Genomic DNA, 17,357 nt, shown 5'->3' on the forward strand with positions numbered 1-17,357 from the left:
ACCACATCACATTGGGAACTCAAGCCGGCCGCTTACTTGATCGCGTCCCAGCTTTTCTGGATGTCAGTGGCGACGTCCTGGGCGGACTTGCCGCCGACCAGGTCGATCATGCCGGTCCAGAACGCACCGGCGCCGATCTTGCCCGGCATCAGGTCGGACCCGTCGAAGCGGAAGGTCGAGGCGTTGGCCAGGATCTCGCCCTGCTTCTTCAGCGCGTCGCTAGCATAGGCGTCCTTGTTGACCGACTTGAACGGCGTCACGAAACCGCCCTGTGCCATCCAGATCTCATGAGCGAGCGGCAGCTTCAGGAATTCGATGAACGCGCGGGCACTCTTGCTATCTTTAGTGATCATGGCCAGCGTGCCGGCGCCGAGCACCGGAGTGCCGAGCTCGGGCTTGGAGGCGTAGGGCGGGTAATAGAAGAAGTCGGCATCCTCGCCGATCTTGGTGCCTTGCGGGAAGAAGGTCGGGATGAACGATGCCTGGTGGTGCAGATAGCATTTCGGCGGCACCGAGAAGAGGCCCTTCGGGCTGTCACGGAAATCGGTCGCCGCAACCGCCTTGGCGCCGCCCTCGACCATCTTGTCGTCGGTCGCGATCTTGCCGAAAATGTCGATGGCGTTGACCACTGCCGGATCGTTGAACGGAATTTCGTTCTTAACCCATTTGTCGTAGGTCTCGGGCGTCTGGGTGCGCAGCATGATGTCTTCGACCCAGTCGGTCGCCGGCCAGCCGGTGGCGCCGCCCGAACCAAGCCCGATGCACCATGGCGTGCCGCCGTCGGCGATGATCTTCTTTTCGAGCTCGGCAAGCTCTTCCTGCGTCTTCGGCACCTTGTAGCCCGCTTCCTCGAAATTGTCCGGCGAGTACCAGACCAGCGACTTCACGTCGGCCTTATACGGAAAGGCGAAGAAGCCGGGCTTGCCGTCCTTGTCCTTGAACGTGCCGAGGTCGACCCAGGATTGGCCGGCGCCGTAATTGTCCTTGACCCAGTTGGCCGTGTCGTCGCCGAGCGGCGTCAAAAGGCCCTTCGATGCCAGATCCTGGATCAGGCCCGGCTGCGGCAGCACGGCAATGTTGGGCGGGCTGCCGGCCTGCGTGTCGATGACGATCTGCTGTTCGTAATTCTCCGACGAGGAGTACTTGATCTCGGCGCCGGTGGCTTCGGAGAAGTAATCGAGGACGGTGCGGATAAGCCCTTCGTCCTCGCCGCGCCACGGCCCGAAGATCGTCAGCGTCTCGCCCTTGAGGTCGACCTTCTTGAGCTCCTCGTAGTTGGCCCAGTTGAAACGGGGATCTTCGCCCGGCTTGAACTTCAGTTCGGCTTGCGCCGGCATGGCGAGCGCAAGCGTGGCAAACGCAGCGCCCAGCAGAAGCATTTTCTTCATCGGTATTCCCTCCCAGTGGTGACAAACACCGAACGAAACCTCCATTCCGTTCGCCGGCGCTGCAGGACTGTGACTCAGTCGGAAAGGAACTGCAACCTTTCGTAGGGTCTTCCAAAGCGCTTTGGTGATTCTGATCTCGCCACTGAATTGATCCGGAGTCAAGAGAAAGCCAAATTAATCGATTTAATTTCTACGGTCGAGTGCCGGCGAAAGTGCGCTGCAGCACAGTTTTCTGGCGGTGCAGCAGCAAATTCGGCTTCAAACCGGTCCGAACCGTGCGTAAGGTCATTGCACTCGGCGGCGCAGTTCGTAGCGGCCAGATCGATTCAGATTAAAAGCGCTTTGAGGTTTGGAGGCCTCCGGTGAACCTCAAGCAGCTCTCCCACATGCTGGCGCTTTCGCAGACTACGGTGAGCCGCGCATTGAACGGCTACCCGGAAGTCAACGAGGAAACGCGCCGGCGGGTGGTCGATGCCGCCAAGCGTCACGGCTATCGCCCCAATCCGAGCGCCCGTCGGCTGGCGACCGGCAAGACCGGCATGATCGGCTATGTGCTGCCGACGGGAACGACGGTCGATATCGACCCGCATTTCGTCGAGTTCCTGTCCGGCCTCGGCGACTATGCGCGTTCGCACGAGCTCGACCTGGTGCTGTCACCGGCCGATGCCGACGACCAGGAGACGACGTACCGCCGCATTGTCGCCAACCGGCAGGTCGACGCGGTCTATATCTCGTCGCCGAGGCCGGCCGACCGGCGGGTGGCGCTGGTCAATACGCTCGGCATTCCTTTCATCGTCCATGGCCGCAGCGAAGGCTTCGATTTCGACTATCCGTTCACCGACATCGACAATGAGGGCGCCTTCCACGAGGCGGCGCGGCTACTCGTTCAGCTCGGTCATAGGCGTCTGGCGCTGATCAATGGCGACGATCGCGAGACCTTCGCCATCCATCGCGAGCGCGGCGTGCGCCGCGCGCTTGCGGCGAGCGGCCTGGTGCTTCGTGATCAGCATGTCTGTTCGCTCACCATGACCGAGGAGAACGGCTACCGCGCCGCCCGGCGCTTGCTGGAACAAAGTGACGCGCCGACGGCGATCGCCTGCTCCAGCCTGATCATGGCGCTCGGCGTGGTGCGCGCGGTGCGCGATCTCGGCCTGACCATTCCGGGCGACCTGTCGCTGATCGCCCATGACGACGTCTTTCCCTGGCTGAAGCCGGAAAATTTTTCGGTGCCATTGTCGACGACGCGTTCGTCGATCCGCCTCGCCGGCGCGCGCATCGCCGAACGGCTGGCGGCGCGGATTTCCGGCCTGGAGGAGGGCGCTCGCGGCGAAGTCTGGCCGGTCGACCTGGTGGTCAGGGGATCGGTCGCCGGCGCGCCGGCCTAGAGGCAATCACTCTGAACGGCCGAGGTCGACTCTTGGCGGCTGTTGGCCAGCACCAGCGGGTGCGTCCTGGTCTCAGGCCGCGGATTTGAGGTGATCGATGAAGGCGCGCAGCTTCGGCAGGACTTGGCGCTTGCCGGGATGATAAAGGAAGACACCCGGCGTCGTCGTGGCGACGCTGTCCAGCACCGACTGGAGTTTTCCTTCGGCTATCAGACCTTCGGCGAGTGGTCGCGGTGTCTGCGCCAGCCCGACGCCCCGCATCGCAGCCCCGACCAATGTCGAATAGTCGTGCGCAATCAGCGGGCCTGAGACGACCGCTTCGATTGCGCCGTTGCCGTCGATGAAGGACCAGGGCGCGATGCTGCCATTCGAGCGGCGCAAGCGTAAGCAGGCGTGGTGGCGCAAGTCGTCGACACGCTCGGGACGGCCGTAGCGCTCGAGATAGTCAGGGCTGCCGACGACCACGAACGAGAACGGTGGGGTCAGCCGCACCGCGACCATGTCGGCGGCGATGAGTTGCCCGAGGCGGATGCCGGCGTCGAACCCGCCGGTCGCGAGATCGACCATCTGGTCGCTCACGGCGATCTCCAGTTCGATCTCAGGATAGGCTTGGCAGAACGACGCGAGCAGCGGCTCCAACATCAGCGGCACGATAGCGCGGGGCACAGACAGGCGCAGCAGACCGGTCGGCCGCTGGCCGATATCGCGGGCGGCCTCGCCGGCCGCGACGAGCTCTTCGAATGCCGGGCCGGCACGGTCGAGGAACCGCTGGCCAGGCTCGGTTAAACCAACGCTCCGCGTCGTGCGGACGAACAGCGCTGTGCCCAGGCGGGCTTCCAGCGCGCGCACCGTCTGGCTCACGGCGGATGGCGTCACGCCGAGATCGGCGGCGGCACGGCGGAAACTGAGGCGCCTGGCGACGGCCAGGAACGCCTCGACGCCCTCCAGCGCACCATGTCGGACTGTGTAGTTCTGCTTCATAGGTTGTTGTGATTACACCGGATAGTCGAATTGCGGTAGCGGGCTTAAAGCCGCATGAATCAACTGTTGAGAGAAGGCCAAATGTCCACGGAAATGGTGTTCCAAACCCATCTTGTTCTCGGCTATGTTGCGTGGCTGCTTTGCTTCGGCGCGTACGGTTTGCCGTGGCTCAGGTCGATGGACCGGGTCGCGGCGCAACGCGCCATCGCTACGCTGCACAGCTTCCGCTTCTTCGGGCTCGTCTTCATGGTTCCAGGTGTCGTAAGCCCCAATCTGCCCACCGATTTCGCCGTATTCGCCGCCTACGGCGATTTCGCGACTGGCGTGCTGGCCATGCTGGCGCTGCTCACGGTGAGGATACGCCCGCTCTTCTGGCCGTTCGTAGTCGCCTTCAACGTCGTCGGAACGGTCGACCTCATCGTCGACTATTACCATGCCGTCCAGATCGGCCTTCCTGCACGCGCAGGCGAACTGGGCGCCACCTACGCGATCCCGATCATCTACGTACCGCTGCTGATGATAACGCACATCGCCGCATTCTATTTTCTGCTACGTCCTCAGCAAAACGCGACTTGAGCGGGCTATTCCTTCGCCGCCTCGGCCGCCTTGGTATTCAGCAGGCCAAAGCCGAAATCATTGTCCCGCCCCTTCGCGCCGAGATCCCTTGCGGTGACGGCAAGTGCTTTCTCGACCCAGTCGGCCGAACGGTCGGGTGCGGCATGGAACAGGTTGGCGACGGCGCCGGTCACGATCGCTGCGGCGAAGGACGTCCCGGTCACCACGTCCGAGCCGGCGCCGCTCGGCGCCACCATCTCGACGCCGGGAGCGGAGATGAAGACATAGGCGCCGCGATTGGCCTGCGGCATCAGCCCGTCCTTGGCATCGGTGGCCGTCACCGCCATCACGCCGTCGAAGGCGGCCGGATAACCATAGGGCGCCTTCGGTCCGTTATTGCCGGCGGCCGCAACCAGCACGATGCCAAACGCGCGCGCATTGCGGCAGGCGATGCCGAGCAGGTCGTTCTTCGGACCGACGAAGCTCATATTGATGATGCGGACATCCTGCTCCGCCGCCCAGTCGAGCGCCGAAAGGATGACGTCCATGGTCGACTTGCCGCCCTCGAAGGCGCGGGCGTGATAGATCCTGGCACCCGGCGCCATGCCTTTGAACGCGCCGGTGCCGGCAATCAGTCCATCGACCGAAGTGCCGTGGTCGCGCGCCTTGATCGGCACGTCGGGCATGGCATCGAACTGCCCGGCGATGACGCCGGAGAGCGCCGGATTGCCGTCATCGATGCCGGTGTCGATGACGCCGACGCGCACATTCTCGCCGCTGGCTTTGTCGGCATCGAGCGCAATGCGCTCGAACGCATAATTGACGATGCTGGCCGCCTGCTGCAGCGAGTAGACATGGTTGGCCTCACGCCGCAAAGTACGGCCGTCGGCGGCAAGTTGCGCCAGCACGACGCCGACCGGGCGGCCATCGGGAATGCCGAAGCGCACCAGCGTGTTGCCGAGCAGCCGCGACTGCCGCTGCGAGCGTATCTCGAGGCCGAACGAGGCCGCGATCTGCTGGACCGCGCCGGCATCGCCATTGACCGTGACCAGCACCTCGTCGGGCACGAAATCGCCGATCACGGCGCGCGGCGGCTCGGTTGCGACAAGATCGGTGGGTGCTACGACCGGACCGCCCGGCGCGGCAGCCTGTATTGCCGGCGCGACGGCGGGTGGGGTTGCAGTATTGCCAGGAGGTATAGGCGCCTCGGTGACTACGGCAAGATTGGGGAACAGGTCGAAAATCAAGTCCGGAAGAAACACCGCGCCCGTTATTCCAGGAGCCAGCGCTTTGCCGCCATCCTTCACGGCGCCGCCATCCTTGGCGCAGTCGGCGTTGGCAGCATTTCCCCGGTTCAGGCAGTCGATCTCAGCCTGGGTGAGGTTCGGGTCATTGGTCTGCGCCATTGCGGACGCGGCGAAGATTGTCATCGCTGCCGTCAATCGAATGACCGCCTTAGCCGCCATCAGTCGGTTTCCTTCCCTCCAGCGCAGCTTCGGTGAAAGGCTGGGCGGCAATAAGGCCAAGCAGCTTCTGATAGTCGGCGGCGGTCTTGGCCGGAACGCCGAGGCGGAAGACACCGTCGGCGGTCGGCCCGCCGGCGATCTTCAACTGGTTCTGGTCGAGAAAAGCGATGATGTCGGACAGCTTCGCATCCGGTTTGAACTTCACAAGGGCAAACGGCATTTTGGCCAGATCGTCCTCCGATCCGGCAATCTCGAAATCGCCACCTCTGTTGCCGGTCTGCACAAAAGACTGCACGACGACCAGAGCCAGCAGCACCGCGGCCGCGGCCCAGGCGACGCCGGCGGGCACCGCCATGAAGCGGCTCCAGGCTTGCGCCAGCCAGGACGATGCCGCAGGCGCGCGGGACGGGCCGGCCTCGGCGTCGAGCGCCTTGGCAAAGCGGCTGAGCGCATCGGCCGGCGGGCGGATTGCCTCGTTTGCGGCAGCGGTGCCGGAGAATTCGGCCTCGGCCTCGCCTAGTGCGGCCATCGCCGCCGGATCGCTCGCCAGCCATTCCTCGATGGCTTCGAGCTCGGTGCCCTCCAGCGAGCCGTTCAGATAAAACGGCAGCAGCATTTCCATTTCGTCGCGGCGTGACATTTTTTCAGCGGCGCTCATGGCCACCCCCTGTCGTAACCGGCGGCCTTGAGGGCTTCGCCGAGTTTCTTGCGGGCGTAGAACATCCTGGTCTTGACCGTTGCGACCGGGATGCCGAGTACCTCGCCGATCTCGCTCACCGATTGCCCGTGATAATAGGCAAGGTCGATCACCGTGCGGTGCTCTTCCGGCATGGCATCGATAAAGCGTCGCAAGGCGGCGGCCTTGTCTTCCTTCATCGTCACGACTTCCGGCGTGTCGGCGCCGTCGGCGACCTGGGCCGCGTCATCGTCGTCGATCCAGTCTTCCTTCTTCTTGCGCAGCAGGGACAGCGCCTTGAAGCGGGCAATGCCGAGCAGCCATGTCGAGACCTCCGAGCGCCCCTCGAAGGCCGGTGCCTGCCGCCAGAGTTCGAGGAACACCTCGTTCGCGATATCGTCGGCCATCAGTTCCGATCCCGTCTGGCGTGCCACGAAGCGGTAGACCCGCGCGTGGTGGCGCATGAACAGGAGCCGCACGGCGGCACGGTCACCTTTCGCGACCCGCTCGACAAGCGCGCGATCGGTCTCCGCGGCCGTCATCGCCGGTCGAGCCGCCTGGCTCCTGCCTGCTCTGTCGCTGATCGGCCCAAAAAGGTTCACCGCATCCGCCCGTATATTTGCGGAGGCTAACTGAAGAGCGGGAGCGTTGCCAGAGGGAGAAGAGGGCGCGCGCTCAGCTCAGGAACGGCTCGGCCTTCATCGTCGCCGGCACCGGCACGCCGAGGCGCACAAGCACCGTCGGCGCGAGCTGCAGCTGATCGAGCAGCGTATTGGCTTCCGGACCCTCGCCGGATCCGAAGTAGTAAAGTGCGAAATCCTGCATCTCCTCGTCGTGGCCGCCATGATGGCCGCGATCGGTCTGGCCATGATCGGCGGTGACGATCACCTCGTAGCCGGCCTCCCGCCAGCGCGGCAGAAAGCCGGCGAGCATGGCGTCCATTGCATAGACGGCATGATCCATCTCGTGGCAGTCATGGCCGAAGCGGTGGCCCATCGAGTCCAGAGTACAGCTGTGCAGGATGCCGTAGTCGATGCCGTAGCGCCTGGTCAGCATGGTCAACGTCGCGAACAGGTCGACGTCGCTCGGCGTCATCTGGTTCCTGGCATTGTAGCCGGTCATGGTGTGGAACCGGCCATGGCTGATCGGCCTGCCCGGCTGGTCGAACTCCATGTCCTCGACCAGGTCGAACGGATAGGCCCGGAAGAATTCGGACCAGTAGGAGTGGGTGACCGCACCGGTCTTGCCGCCGGCCCTGCTGACTTCGGAAAAGATGTCCGGCTGTTCGACGCGAAACCGGTTCTCGTTCGACAGGATACCGTGCACTTGGGGCGGCACGCCGGTGTGGATCGAGGCATAGCAGGATGCCGAGGTCGACGGCAGCACGGAGCGCATTTTCCATACGCGGGCTTCGCCTGATTGCACCCAGCCTTCGAGATTGCCCATCAGCCGTCGCCAGTTCCGGTAAGGCACGCCGTCGAGGATGATGAGCAATAGTTTTGTGTTGAGCGCCAAGGGCGCCTCCATGCGGCTTGATCGGAAAGTCAGGGCGGGCCTGCCGTTCAATCCACGCCCGGACAGGATCGTCGGGCGCAAAGGGCGGCCCGCTAGTTCCCCGCGCTGGCCATGCGCCGTCCCTTGATCGCTTTCTCTAGCCAGCCGATCTCCATTTCTGGCACCGACGATAGCAAAAGATCGGTGTAGGCATCGAAGGGTGGCGTCAGCACGGTGCTCTTGGCGCCGTAGCGCACCACTTCGCCGCGATACATCACGGCGATTGAATCGGCGATCGACTTGACCGTGGCCAGGTCGTGGGTGATGAACAGATAGGCGACGTTTTCCTCTTTCTGCAGCCCGAGGAGCAGCTCCAGTATGCCGTGGGCGACCAGCGGATCGAGCGCCGAGGTCACCTCGTCGCAGATGATCAGCTTCGGCTTTGCGGCGAGCGAGCGGGCGATGCAGACGCGCTGCTTCTGGCCGCCCGAAAGCTCGGCCGGATAGCGGTCGACATAGCCTTTGCCCATTTCGATCTTGTCGAGCAGTTCCGCGACACGGGCATCACGTTGCCTTCCGCGCAGACCGAAATAGAATTCCAGCGGCCGGCCGATGATGGTGCCGACCGTCTGGCGCGGGTTCATCGCCACGTCGGCCATCTGGTAGATCATCTGCAGTTGGCGAAGATCCTCTTTCGGCCGGTCGGCAAGCCGGTTGGCGAGCGGCCGTCCGTCGAAGGTGACGGTGCCTTGTTCGGGCGGCAAGAGGCCGGTGATGGCGCGCGCCAGTGTCGATTTGCCGGAGCCGGACTCGCCGACCACCGCCAGCGTCTGGCCGGGGAAAATATCGATCGAGACGTTCTTCAGCACCTTGATGTGACTGCGGCCATAGGCGGCGGTGATGTTCTTGACCGACAGGAACGGGCTCGTGCCAGGCTTCTGCTCCTGGTGTTCGATCTCATGCACCGAAACCAGCGCGTTGGTGTATTCCTGGCGCGGCTCCTTGATGATCTGGCGGGTGCCGCCCCATTCGACCAGCCGGCCGTGGCGCAGCACCATGATCTCGTCCGAGACCTGGGCGACGACGGCAAGGTCGTGAGTGATGTAGAGCGCCGCGACATGCGTGTCGCGGATGGCATCCTTGATCGCCGCCAAGACGTCGATCTGCGTCGTCACGTCGAGCGCCGTGGTCGGCTCGTCGAAGACGATCAGGTCGGGTTCCGAGCACAGCGCCATTGCCGTCATCACGCGCTGCAGCTGACCGCCCGAGACCTGGTGGGGGAAGCGCTCGCCGATGCTTTCGGGGTTCGGCAGGCTGAGCTTCTTGAACAGCGCCACGGCGCGCTTTTCGGCTTCGGCCCGCGTCGCCGTGCCGTGCAGGAGTGCTGCCTCGACCACCTGGTCCATCAGCCTGTGCGCCGGATTGAAGGCGGCTGCCGCCGATTGCGCGACATAGCAGACCTCGCGGCCGCGCAATTTGCGAAATCCTTCGTTGCCGCCCTTCAGGATGTCGCGGCCATTGAGGATGACCTCGCCGCCGGTGATGCGCACGCCGCCGCGGCCGTAGCCCATCGACGACAGGCCGATGGTCGATTTGCCGGCGCCGGACTCGCCGATCAGGCCAAGCACCTTGCCCTTCTCCAGCGTCAGCGAGACATCGTGCACCAGCACGATGTTCTTCGGCGCCTCACCCGGCGGGTATACCGTGGCCTCGATGCGCAGATTGCGAATGTCGAGCAGCACGCCGGACTTCGGTTGCCCGGGCTTCGGTTGCCCGGGCTTCGGTTGCTTGTCAGCCATTACCCGCGTCCTCCCTTCAGGCTTGTCGTGCGGTTGAGCACCCAGTCGGCGACGAGATTGACGGAAATCGCCAGCGCTGCGATCGCCGCCGCCGGAATGAGGGCGGCGCCTATGCCGAAGACGATGCCGTCCTTGTTTTCCTTGACCATGCCGCCCCAATCGGCGCTAGGCGGCTGCACGCCAAGGCCGAGGAAGGACAGCGTCGACAGGAACAGTACGGCATAGATGAAGCGCAGGCCGAGTTCCGAAACCAGCGGCGACAGCGCATTGGGCAGGATCTCGCGGAAGATGATCCAGCCGCTGCCTTCGCCGCGCAATTTGGCCGCCTCGACATAATCCATGACGTTGATGTCGACGGCGACCGCCCTCGACAGGCGGTAGACGCGGGTCGAATCCAGAACGCCCATGACCAGGATCAGCGTCACCAGATTGGATGGCAGCACCGACAGCACGACAAGGGCCATGATCAATGTCGGGATCGACATCAGGAGATCGACGAGACGCGACAGAAGCGTGTCGAACCAGCCGCCGAACACCGCGGCCGAGAAGCCGAGGATGGCACCGAGCGAGAACGACAGCGCGGTCGCCAGCACCGCGATGAACAGGGTGATTCGGGCGCCGTAGATCATGCGCGACAACAGATCGCGGCCGAGATTGTCGGTGCCCAGCCAATGCGCCGCCGACATCGGTTCCCAAGGGACGTCGCTGACGATCTCGGCATTGCCATGCGGCGCGATCCACGGCGCAAAAATTGCTGCCAGCACGAACAGCGCCGTCAGCACGATGCCGACCAATGCCGGGATGGGGATGCGTTTGATGACGAGCATACCCGCCCCCCTCATTTCGGATGTCTGAGGCGCGGATTGGCGATGATCGCCGCTATGTCCGCGATGATGTTCAGGCTGATGTAGACGGCGGCGAAGATCAGCCCGACCGCCTGCACCACCGGCACGTCACGCTTGGTGACGTGGTCGACGAGGTATTGGCCCATGCCTGGATAGACAAAGATAACTTCGACCACGACGACGCCGACGATCAGGTAAGCGAGATTGAGCATCACGACGTTGATGATCGGCGCAATGGCATTGGGGAAGGCATGCCTGCGGATGACCGCGAAGGCCGAAAGCCCCTTGAGTTCGGCGGTTTCGACATAGGCCGACTGCATGACATTGAGGATCGCGGCGCGCGTCATGCGCATCATATGGGCTAGCACCACCAGGGTCAGCGCCGCCGCCGGCAGTGCGATGGCCTGAATGCGTTCGCCGAAAGGCATCCCGTCATAGACAGTGGAAATGGCGGGAAACCATTGATGTTGCACCGCGAAGAAAAAGACGAGCACATAGCCGACGAAGAATTCCGGGAAGGACGTCGAGGCCAGCGCCAGTCCCGAGATCAGCTTGTCGACCCAGCCATTGCGGTAGCGCACCGCGATCAGCCCGAGGATGATCGCCAGCGGCACCGCGACGACCGCCGCCCAGAAGGCGAGGAACAGCGTGTTCCACAGCCTTCCCTTGATAGAGGTTGCGATATCCTGACCGCTCGACATAGCCGTGCCGAGATCACCGGTCAGAATGCCGCCGAGCCAGCGAAAATAACGGATGTAAGCGGGATCATTGAGGCCGAGCTGCTCGCGCAGATTGGCGAGCGACTCCGGTGTCGCCGATTGTCCGAGGATGGCTTGCGCGACGTCGCCGGGCAGGATCTGGGTGCCGGCGAAGATCAGGACCGAAACGGCCAACAGCAGCAGAATGCCCAGCGCAATGCGCTGGGCCACCAGTTTCACGATGGGTGAGGACATATCCGCAAGGCCGGGCTCAGGCTTCGAGCCAGCACTTCGCCAGAGCATATCCGTTCATCAACTCCTGATGCGGATCATCCACCCACCCGGCAACCTTGGCGCCCGTCGCGTCGATAAACTGATTGAACATCGGCAGGATTAGGCCGCCCTCGTCGCGCACCATCACAGCCATGTCGTGGTACATTGCCTTGCGCTTGGCCTCGTCGAGCTCGGCGCGAGCCGCCAGCACCATCTTGTCGAAATCCGGACGCTTGAACCGTGTGTCGTTCCAGTCGGCCGTCGACAGATAGGCAGTCGAGTACATCTGGTCCTGCGTCGAGCGTCCGCCCCAGTAGGAGGCGCAGAAGGGCTGCTTGTTCCAGACTTCCGACCAATAGCCGTCGCCCGGTTCGCGCTTGATCTCCAGCGTGATGCCGGCCTTGGCAGCACTCTGCTGGAACAGCTGTGCAGCATCGACGGCACCGGGGAAGGCGACGTCCGACGTCCGGAGCAGGACGGCACCGTCATGGCCCGACTTCTTGTAGTGGAACTTGGCCTTGTCGGGATCGTATTTGCGCTGCTCGATTTCGGTGAATAGCGGGTACGATGCATTGATCGGGAAGTCGTTGCCGAGCGAGCCATAGCCACGCAGCACCTTGTTCAGCATCTCCTCGCGGTCGATCGCCAGCTTCAACGCCATCCGCAAATCGTTGTTGTCGAACGGCGCGGTGTTGCAGTGCATGATGAAGACGTAGTGGCCGGGTCCCGAATGGTTGCGGATGGTGACGCCGGGCACGCGCTTGATCAGATCGACGATCTTCGGCTCGACGCGGTTGATCATGTGGACCTGGCCGCCCTGCAGGGCGGCCGTGCGCGCCGTGGCGTCGTTGATGACGATGATCTCTATCTGGTCGGCATGGCCCATCTTGTCGCCCTGCCAATAATTGGCGAAGCGCTCGCCGCCATGGCGCACGCCGGGCTCGTTGGTGGTGACCTTGTAAGGACCCGCCGAGATGCCGGCATCGGCCTTGTCCTTGCCGCCATTCGGCTGAATGATCAGGTGATAGTCGCTAAGCAGGTAGGGCAGGTCGGCATTCGGCTCCTTCAGCGTCAGCACCACTTCCTTGCCGCTGGCCTTGATGCTCTCGATGCCTTTCATATAACCGAGCGCACCGGACTTTGACTTCTCGTCCGAATGGCGTTCGAGGGTGGCGGCCACGTCCTCTGCGGTCACCTTCTTGCCGTTGTGGAACTCGACGCCATCGCGGATCTTCAGCGTCCAGGTCTTGGCGTCGTCCGACGAGCCGATCTCCTCGGCGATGCGGTTCTCGAGCTTGCCTTCGGGAGACAGTTCGACGATCAGTTCGCCCCACATCTTGCCGAAGGCGAACGGCACCTGCGTCATAAACAGCGCCGGATCGAGGCTGTTGGTGGACTCGCCACCGACCAGGCCAGCCTTGAGCGTGCCGCCCTTGACCGGACCCGCCGCGCGGGAAGCGCTGGATAGCAGCGAGTTGGCGAAAGTTGCGGTGACGCCAAGCGCTGCTGCCCGGCCGAGAAAATCGCGACGGCTCAGCTTGCCGGACGCAACGCGCCGGCTGAGAAATTCCAGTTCGTTTGACATGTTGAGTTCCTCACTCTGTTGGTCTGACCTTATGGTCGTTTTTCTCATTTCTATCGGGAGAATAATGACCGTAAGGGAAAGCGGTAAGCAAGACCGAATGCGACATGCCGTGGCGTAAATCGTGCGTCGCAATTGGACCAATCGCTATAAGCGCTCAAAGCAGTGCGCGCGGGATTTTCTCCTCGAAGTTGCGCCCGAAGACCAGTTTCTCGCCTTCATAGGCTTCAATTCTGGCGCTAACTATGAAGCTTTGCGCGTCGGAGCGCATTTCGGCGAAGGTTTCGGTGCGCACCGACCATCCATTTCGCGACAGCGTCTGGGTCCAATGCGTCTTGCCAGAGGCTGACAGCGGATTGTCGGGATGGATCGCCCATGTCTCTCTGGCGACGCTGCCATTGGCGAGGCCATGCTCCAGGTCGCGCACCTCACCGAAATCGTCCACGATGGAAAGCGTGATCATTCCGGTCTTTTCGTCGCGATCGACATGACGCTCGGAATTGGCGGGCCGAAGCGTCTCCGTTGCCCAGGGCGCAGCACCTTCGGGAGCGGGGAAGGTGACCTCGTCGCCTGTCGCCGGCGGGCGTACCGGCAGCATCAATGTCGCGGCCGACAATTCCAGCCGGACCGGCTCCGGCGACGGCCAGATCATCGGCCAGTAGGCGTTCGAAACGGCAACGCGCAAGCGATGGCCGGCCGGCACGCGATAGGCGCATTGGTCGAGCACCACCCGGGCGCTGACGGTCTCGCCGGGCACCAGCGCTTCGGGAAATTCGTGCGAGTTGCGATGCGTCAGGTTGAGCACGCCGTAGGAAATCAGCTCCGATGCTCCGTCCGGATGGACGTCGCACAGCCGGACCGCGATGTTCGCCTGGCGCCGGTCCGACGAGACCCTGACCACAACTTCGGGAGCACCGACAATGTCGACCGTTTCGGTCAGCACCGGCTGGTCGAAGCACACCGACAGCGCATCGTCGGGGCGCTGGTCACCCGGCAGTTCCGGGCCGAAGGTGAAGGGGAAATATTCGCCGCCGGCGAGGCCGCAGCTTTGCGGCGAAGCGACGATAGCGTGGTTGCCTTCAGCGATAAGCTCAACCTCTTGCGTCTTGATGTTAGGTGACGGCCATTCCGATTCAGCGACCCAGCGGCCCGGCCGCTCGGGATGCCAGCGCGCCGGACGCACGCTGTCCATGACATAGGCGCGGTAGGCGGGGTCGGCCTCGACGCCGGTGTCGATGTCCTTCAGCCAGCGGTCCCACCAGCGCAAGGCCTCCTGCAGGAAGCCGATGCGCGGTTCGGGCGCGGCGTAATGCGGGTATTTGTGGATCCACGGGCCGACGATGCCCTTGACCGGCGCCTCGATATTGACGGCGAGATGGGAAATCGTATTGCGATAGCCATCATGCCAGCCGCCGATCGACAGCACCGCGGCATGGATGGCGGAATAGTCCTCGCCGATCGAGCCGCGCTTCCAATAGGCATCGCGATGCTGGTGCTTCAGCCACAGCGGTGCCAGGAAGGGCTGGTTCTCCAGCCTGGTCAGCCACAGGTCGCGCCATCTGTTGTCGCCGGCCAGCAACGGATCCGGCGGCCTTGACGAATAGGACAGCATGGTCGAGGCCCAGCCGAAATTCTCGATCAGCAGGCAGCCGCCCTTGTAGTGGATGTCGTCGGCATAGCGGTCGACCGTCGAACAGAGACTGATGACCGCCTTCAGCGCCGGCGGCTGCTTAGACGCCACCTGCAGGCAGTTGAAGCCGCCCCACGAAATGCCCATCATGCCGACATTGCCGTTGCACCAGGGCTGGTCCGCCGCCCAGGCGATGACGTCGCAAGCGTCCTGCAATTCCTGCTCGGAATATTCGTCGTCCATCAGCCCTTCGGAATCGCCATTGCCGCGCATGTCGACGCGGATCGAGGCGTAGCCGTGGCCGGCAAAATAGGGATGCGTCAGCTGATCACGATAGATCGTGCCGTCGCGCTTGCGATAGGGCAGGTGTTCGAGGATTGCCGGCACTGGGTCGTCGGCAGCATCGGCCGGCATCCACACCCGCGCCGACAGCCGGCAGCCGTCCGGCATGATGATCCCCATATCCGGAAATTCGACGATCTTTCGGGGGAATTCAGTGACGATTTTCATGCGGGCGAACTCCAGGAGCGCCAGATGATGGAGCCCGTGAGAGCGCGTCATGGGCCAGTCAACGAATTCGGCTGGTCAATCCGCGTCAATTCAGCGGAATGTCGTTTTCGTCCTTGCCGGCCTGATAGGCGCCGGACAATTCGTCATAGCGCGTTGATATTGTGTGGATGCGCGCTTCCAGCCGACCGCGCTCGGGGTCCGGCAGCGAGCGCACCAATTTGCGGATCGAAAAGCTCTTCCAATAGGCATTCTCGGCATTGTAGCCGCCGGGATCGAGGGTGAAGACCTCTTTCAGGATCTTCAAATCGTGCGGGATGTCGAAGCTGTCGCGCGAGTCCTCGTGGCTGAACAGATAGAAGAAATTGTCGAAGCCGGTCCAGGTGATCGCCGACAGACAGAGCGAGCAGGGCTCGTGGGTGGCGAGGAAGATAGCCTCCCTGGTGTCGACGCGCTCGGCTTTCGGCAGTTCGTAGAAGCGCTTCAGGCAGTGCACCTCGCCGTGCCAGAGCGGGTTTTCGGTCTCGTTATTGGTTTCGGCAAGCACCAGCGAGCGGTCGTCCTTGCGCAGGATCGCCGCGCCGAACAACTTGTTGCCATGCGCGACGCCCTCGGCCGTCTTCGGCACGATGTCGTGCTCTATGACATCGAGCAGGCGGTCGATCAGCGAAATGTCGGTCATCACCGGCTCCCATCGGGAAGATGTATCTCGTAGGCGTGCGAGAAATGGCACTCTTCGAGATTGGAGTCGTCGCCGCCACGGTCGACGACCAGGAAGTCCTGCGGCTCGCCGATCGGCGTCAGCACGCCGTGCCACAAATTGCGCGGATAGTTGATGCCTTGCCCGGGCGCGGTGATGAAGGCATGCGGCTCGCCCGGGCCCTCCTCGCCGTCATGGCAGACGACGACCAGGAACGGCCGTGGTGACAGCGGGATGAAGGCCTGGCTGCCAAACGGATGGCGCTCCACCATGGTAAGCTTCAACGGCAGCTCATAGTGCGTGCCACGCACCATCGAGATCAGCACGCGCGCATTCGGCCCTCGTGCTTCCGCGGTGGCGAGGTCATGGTAGCGCTCGGCCTTGCCGCCATTGATCGGATAATGGTTGTCGCCGCCCATATCGATGACGTCGCCGAATTCGGCGAAATTCTCGCGGGTCAGCGGCCGCGCGACGATGCGGGTCATGGTGTAGGTCTCGCGACGCCGGCGCTGCCAAGCTTGGCGTGGCGGTTGACGTCCTTGTAGAGGAGATAGCGGAATTTGCCTGGCCCGCCGGCATAACAAGCCTGCGGGCAGAAGGCGCGCAGCCACATATAATCGCCAGCCTCGACCTCGACCCAGTCCTGGTTGAGACGATAGACCGCCTTGCCCTCCAGCACATAGAGCCCGTGCTCCATGACATGCGTCTCGGCGAAAGGAATGACCGCGCCCGGCTCGAGCGTGACGATGGTGACATGCATGTCGTGGCGCATGTCGGCCGGATCGACGAAGCGCGTGGTCGCCCATCGGCCTTCGGTACCCGGCATCGGCGTCGGCGCGATGTCCTGTTCGTTGACAAAGAACGCTTGCGGCGGCTCGATGCCGTCGACTGCATCATAAGTCTTGCGGATCCAGTGGAAGCGGACGGCGGCGCCGCTTTCATTGTGCACCGTCCACCCACTCGCCGGCGGCAGGAAGGCAAAGCCGCCCGGCCTTAAGCTATGTTTCTTGCCGGCAAGCGAAACGCTTAGCTCGCCTTCGACCACGAACAGCGCACCTTCGGCGGCGGCGTCAAGCTCAGGGTGGTCGCTGCCGCCGCCAGGCGCGAGCTCGACGATGTATTGCGAAAACGTCTCGGCAAAACCCGACAGCGGCCGCGACAGCACCCAGACGCGTGTCCCATCCCAGAACGGCAAGGCGCTGGTGACGATGTCCTGCATCACGCCCTTGGGGATGACGGCATAGGCCTGTGTGAACACAGCGCGGCCGGTCAGCAATTCGCTCTGGCCGGGATGTCCGCCCTGCGGCGCATAATAGGTTCGCTCGGCCATTTTCATCATATCCATAAATTCAAGCCTGTTGCGGACGCCAAGGCCTAT

Annotated in this window: 16 protein-coding genes; 2 read left to right on the top strand and 14 right to left on the bottom strand. The window is 63.3% G+C overall.

Annotated elements, in window-relative coordinates; translation table 11 throughout:
* Positions 1–32: 32 nt before the first annotated feature.
* A complete protein-coding gene (locus NKJ32_RS03460) occupies positions 33–1,388 on the bottom strand; it encodes an ABC transporter substrate-binding protein (protein WP_352452249.1) in 1,356 nt (451 codons plus the stop codon).
* Positions 1,389–1,750: 362 nt separating this feature from the next.
* Here NKJ32_RS03460 and NKJ32_RS03465 point away from each other — a divergent pair, with 362 nt between their 5' ends.
* Positions 1,751–2,773, top strand: coding sequence for a substrate-binding domain-containing protein (locus NKJ32_RS03465; RefSeq protein WP_031213013.1), 1,023 nt, complete (start codon positions 1,751–1,753; stop codon positions 2,771–2,773).
* Positions 2,774–2,845: 72 nt separating this feature from the next.
* Here the strand turns inward: NKJ32_RS03465 and NKJ32_RS03470 are convergent, their stop codons facing one another.
* Entirely contained in the window at positions 2,846–3,754 is a 909-nt protein-coding gene (locus NKJ32_RS03470; RefSeq protein WP_352826792.1) for a LysR family transcriptional regulator, read from the bottom strand.
* An 81-nt stretch (positions 3,755–3,835) separates the two neighbouring features.
* Here NKJ32_RS03470 and NKJ32_RS03475 point away from each other — a divergent pair, with 81 nt between their 5' ends.
* Positions 3,836–4,330: a DUF8737 domain-containing protein gene (locus NKJ32_RS03475; protein ID WP_352701673.1), complete on the top strand. Its 495-nt coding sequence runs from the start codon at positions 3,836–3,838 to the stop codon at positions 4,328–4,330.
* A gap of 5 nt (positions 4,331–4,335) precedes the next feature.
* Here NKJ32_RS03475 and NKJ32_RS03480 read toward each other — a convergent pair whose 3' ends face one another.
* From NKJ32_RS03480 to NKJ32_RS03535, 12 genes are all read right to left on the bottom strand, one after another.
* Positions 4,336–5,775 carry a S8 family serine peptidase gene (locus NKJ32_RS03480; protein ID WP_352826794.1) on the bottom strand — a complete coding sequence of 480 codons (1,440 nt, stop codon included), beginning with the start codon at positions 5,773–5,775 and terminating at the stop codon, positions 4,336–4,338.
* Positions 5,765–6,433: an anti-sigma factor gene (locus tag NKJ32_RS03485; RefSeq protein ID WP_352826795.1), complete on the bottom strand. Its 669-nt coding sequence runs from the start codon at positions 6,431–6,433 to the stop codon at positions 5,765–5,767. The genes NKJ32_RS03480 and NKJ32_RS03485 overlap by 11 nt, the downstream gene beginning before the upstream one ends.
* On the bottom strand, positions 6,430–6,993 hold the full coding sequence (locus tag NKJ32_RS03490; RefSeq protein WP_352452243.1) for a sigma-70 family RNA polymerase sigma factor: 564 nt from the start codon (positions 6,991–6,993) through the stop codon (positions 6,430–6,432). The genes NKJ32_RS03485 and NKJ32_RS03490 overlap by 4 nt, the downstream gene beginning before the upstream one ends.
* A 133-nt stretch (positions 6,994–7,126) precedes the next feature.
* Positions 7,127–7,966, bottom strand: a complete 840-nt coding sequence (locus NKJ32_RS03495) for an alkaline phosphatase family protein (RefSeq protein ID WP_084641081.1) — start codon at positions 7,964–7,966, stop codon at positions 7,127–7,129.
* A gap of 92 nt (positions 7,967–8,058) precedes the next feature.
* On the bottom strand, positions 8,059–9,744 hold the full coding sequence (locus tag NKJ32_RS03500; RefSeq protein ID WP_023676216.1) for an ABC transporter ATP-binding protein: 1,686 nt from the start codon (positions 9,742–9,744) through the stop codon (positions 8,059–8,061).
* Positions 9,744–10,571, bottom strand: a complete 828-nt coding sequence (locus tag NKJ32_RS03505; RefSeq protein ID WP_023676217.1) for an ABC transporter permease — start codon at positions 10,569–10,571, stop codon at positions 9,744–9,746. The genes NKJ32_RS03500 and NKJ32_RS03505 overlap by 1 nt, the downstream gene beginning before the upstream one ends.
* A gap of 11 nt (positions 10,572–10,582) precedes the next feature.
* Positions 10,583–11,542 carry an ABC transporter permease gene (locus tag NKJ32_RS03510; RefSeq protein ID WP_023676218.1) on the bottom strand — a complete coding sequence of 320 codons (960 nt, stop codon included), beginning with the start codon at positions 11,540–11,542 and terminating at the stop codon, positions 10,583–10,585.
* A 16-nt stretch (positions 11,543–11,558) separates the two neighbouring features.
* Positions 11,559–13,145, bottom strand: coding sequence for an ABC transporter substrate-binding protein (locus NKJ32_RS03515; protein ID WP_352701670.1), 1,587 nt, complete (start codon positions 13,143–13,145; stop codon positions 11,559–11,561).
* 154 nt (positions 13,146–13,299) lie between these two features.
* Positions 13,300–15,282: a CocE/NonD family hydrolase gene (locus tag NKJ32_RS03520; RefSeq protein ID WP_352826796.1), complete on the bottom strand. Its 1,983-nt coding sequence runs from the start codon at positions 15,280–15,282 to the stop codon at positions 13,300–13,302.
* Positions 15,283–15,367: 85 nt separating this feature from the next.
* Positions 15,368–15,961, bottom strand: coding sequence for a nucleoside deaminase (locus tag NKJ32_RS03525; RefSeq protein WP_031211650.1), 594 nt, complete (start codon positions 15,959–15,961; stop codon positions 15,368–15,370).
* The gene (locus NKJ32_RS03530; protein ID WP_023676220.1) at positions 15,961–16,464 is read right to left on the bottom strand and encodes an ureidoglycolate lyase; all 504 of its coding nucleotides are present in this window, start codon (positions 16,462–16,464) and stop codon (positions 15,961–15,963) included. The genes NKJ32_RS03525 and NKJ32_RS03530 overlap by 1 nt, the downstream gene beginning before the upstream one ends.
* Positions 16,461–17,309, bottom strand: a complete 849-nt coding sequence (locus tag NKJ32_RS03535) for a bifunctional allantoicase/(S)-ureidoglycine aminohydrolase (protein WP_023676221.1) — start codon at positions 17,307–17,309, stop codon at positions 16,461–16,463. Before NKJ32_RS03535 ends, NKJ32_RS03530 begins: the two co-directional genes overlap by 4 nt.
* Positions 17,310–17,357 lie beyond the last annotated feature (48 nt).

The sequence above is a fragment of the Mesorhizobium sp. M0159 genome (genome assembly GCF_040322295.1).
In the GTDB taxonomy this organism is placed as follows: Bacteria; Pseudomonadota; Alphaproteobacteria; order Rhizobiales; family Rhizobiaceae; genus Mesorhizobium.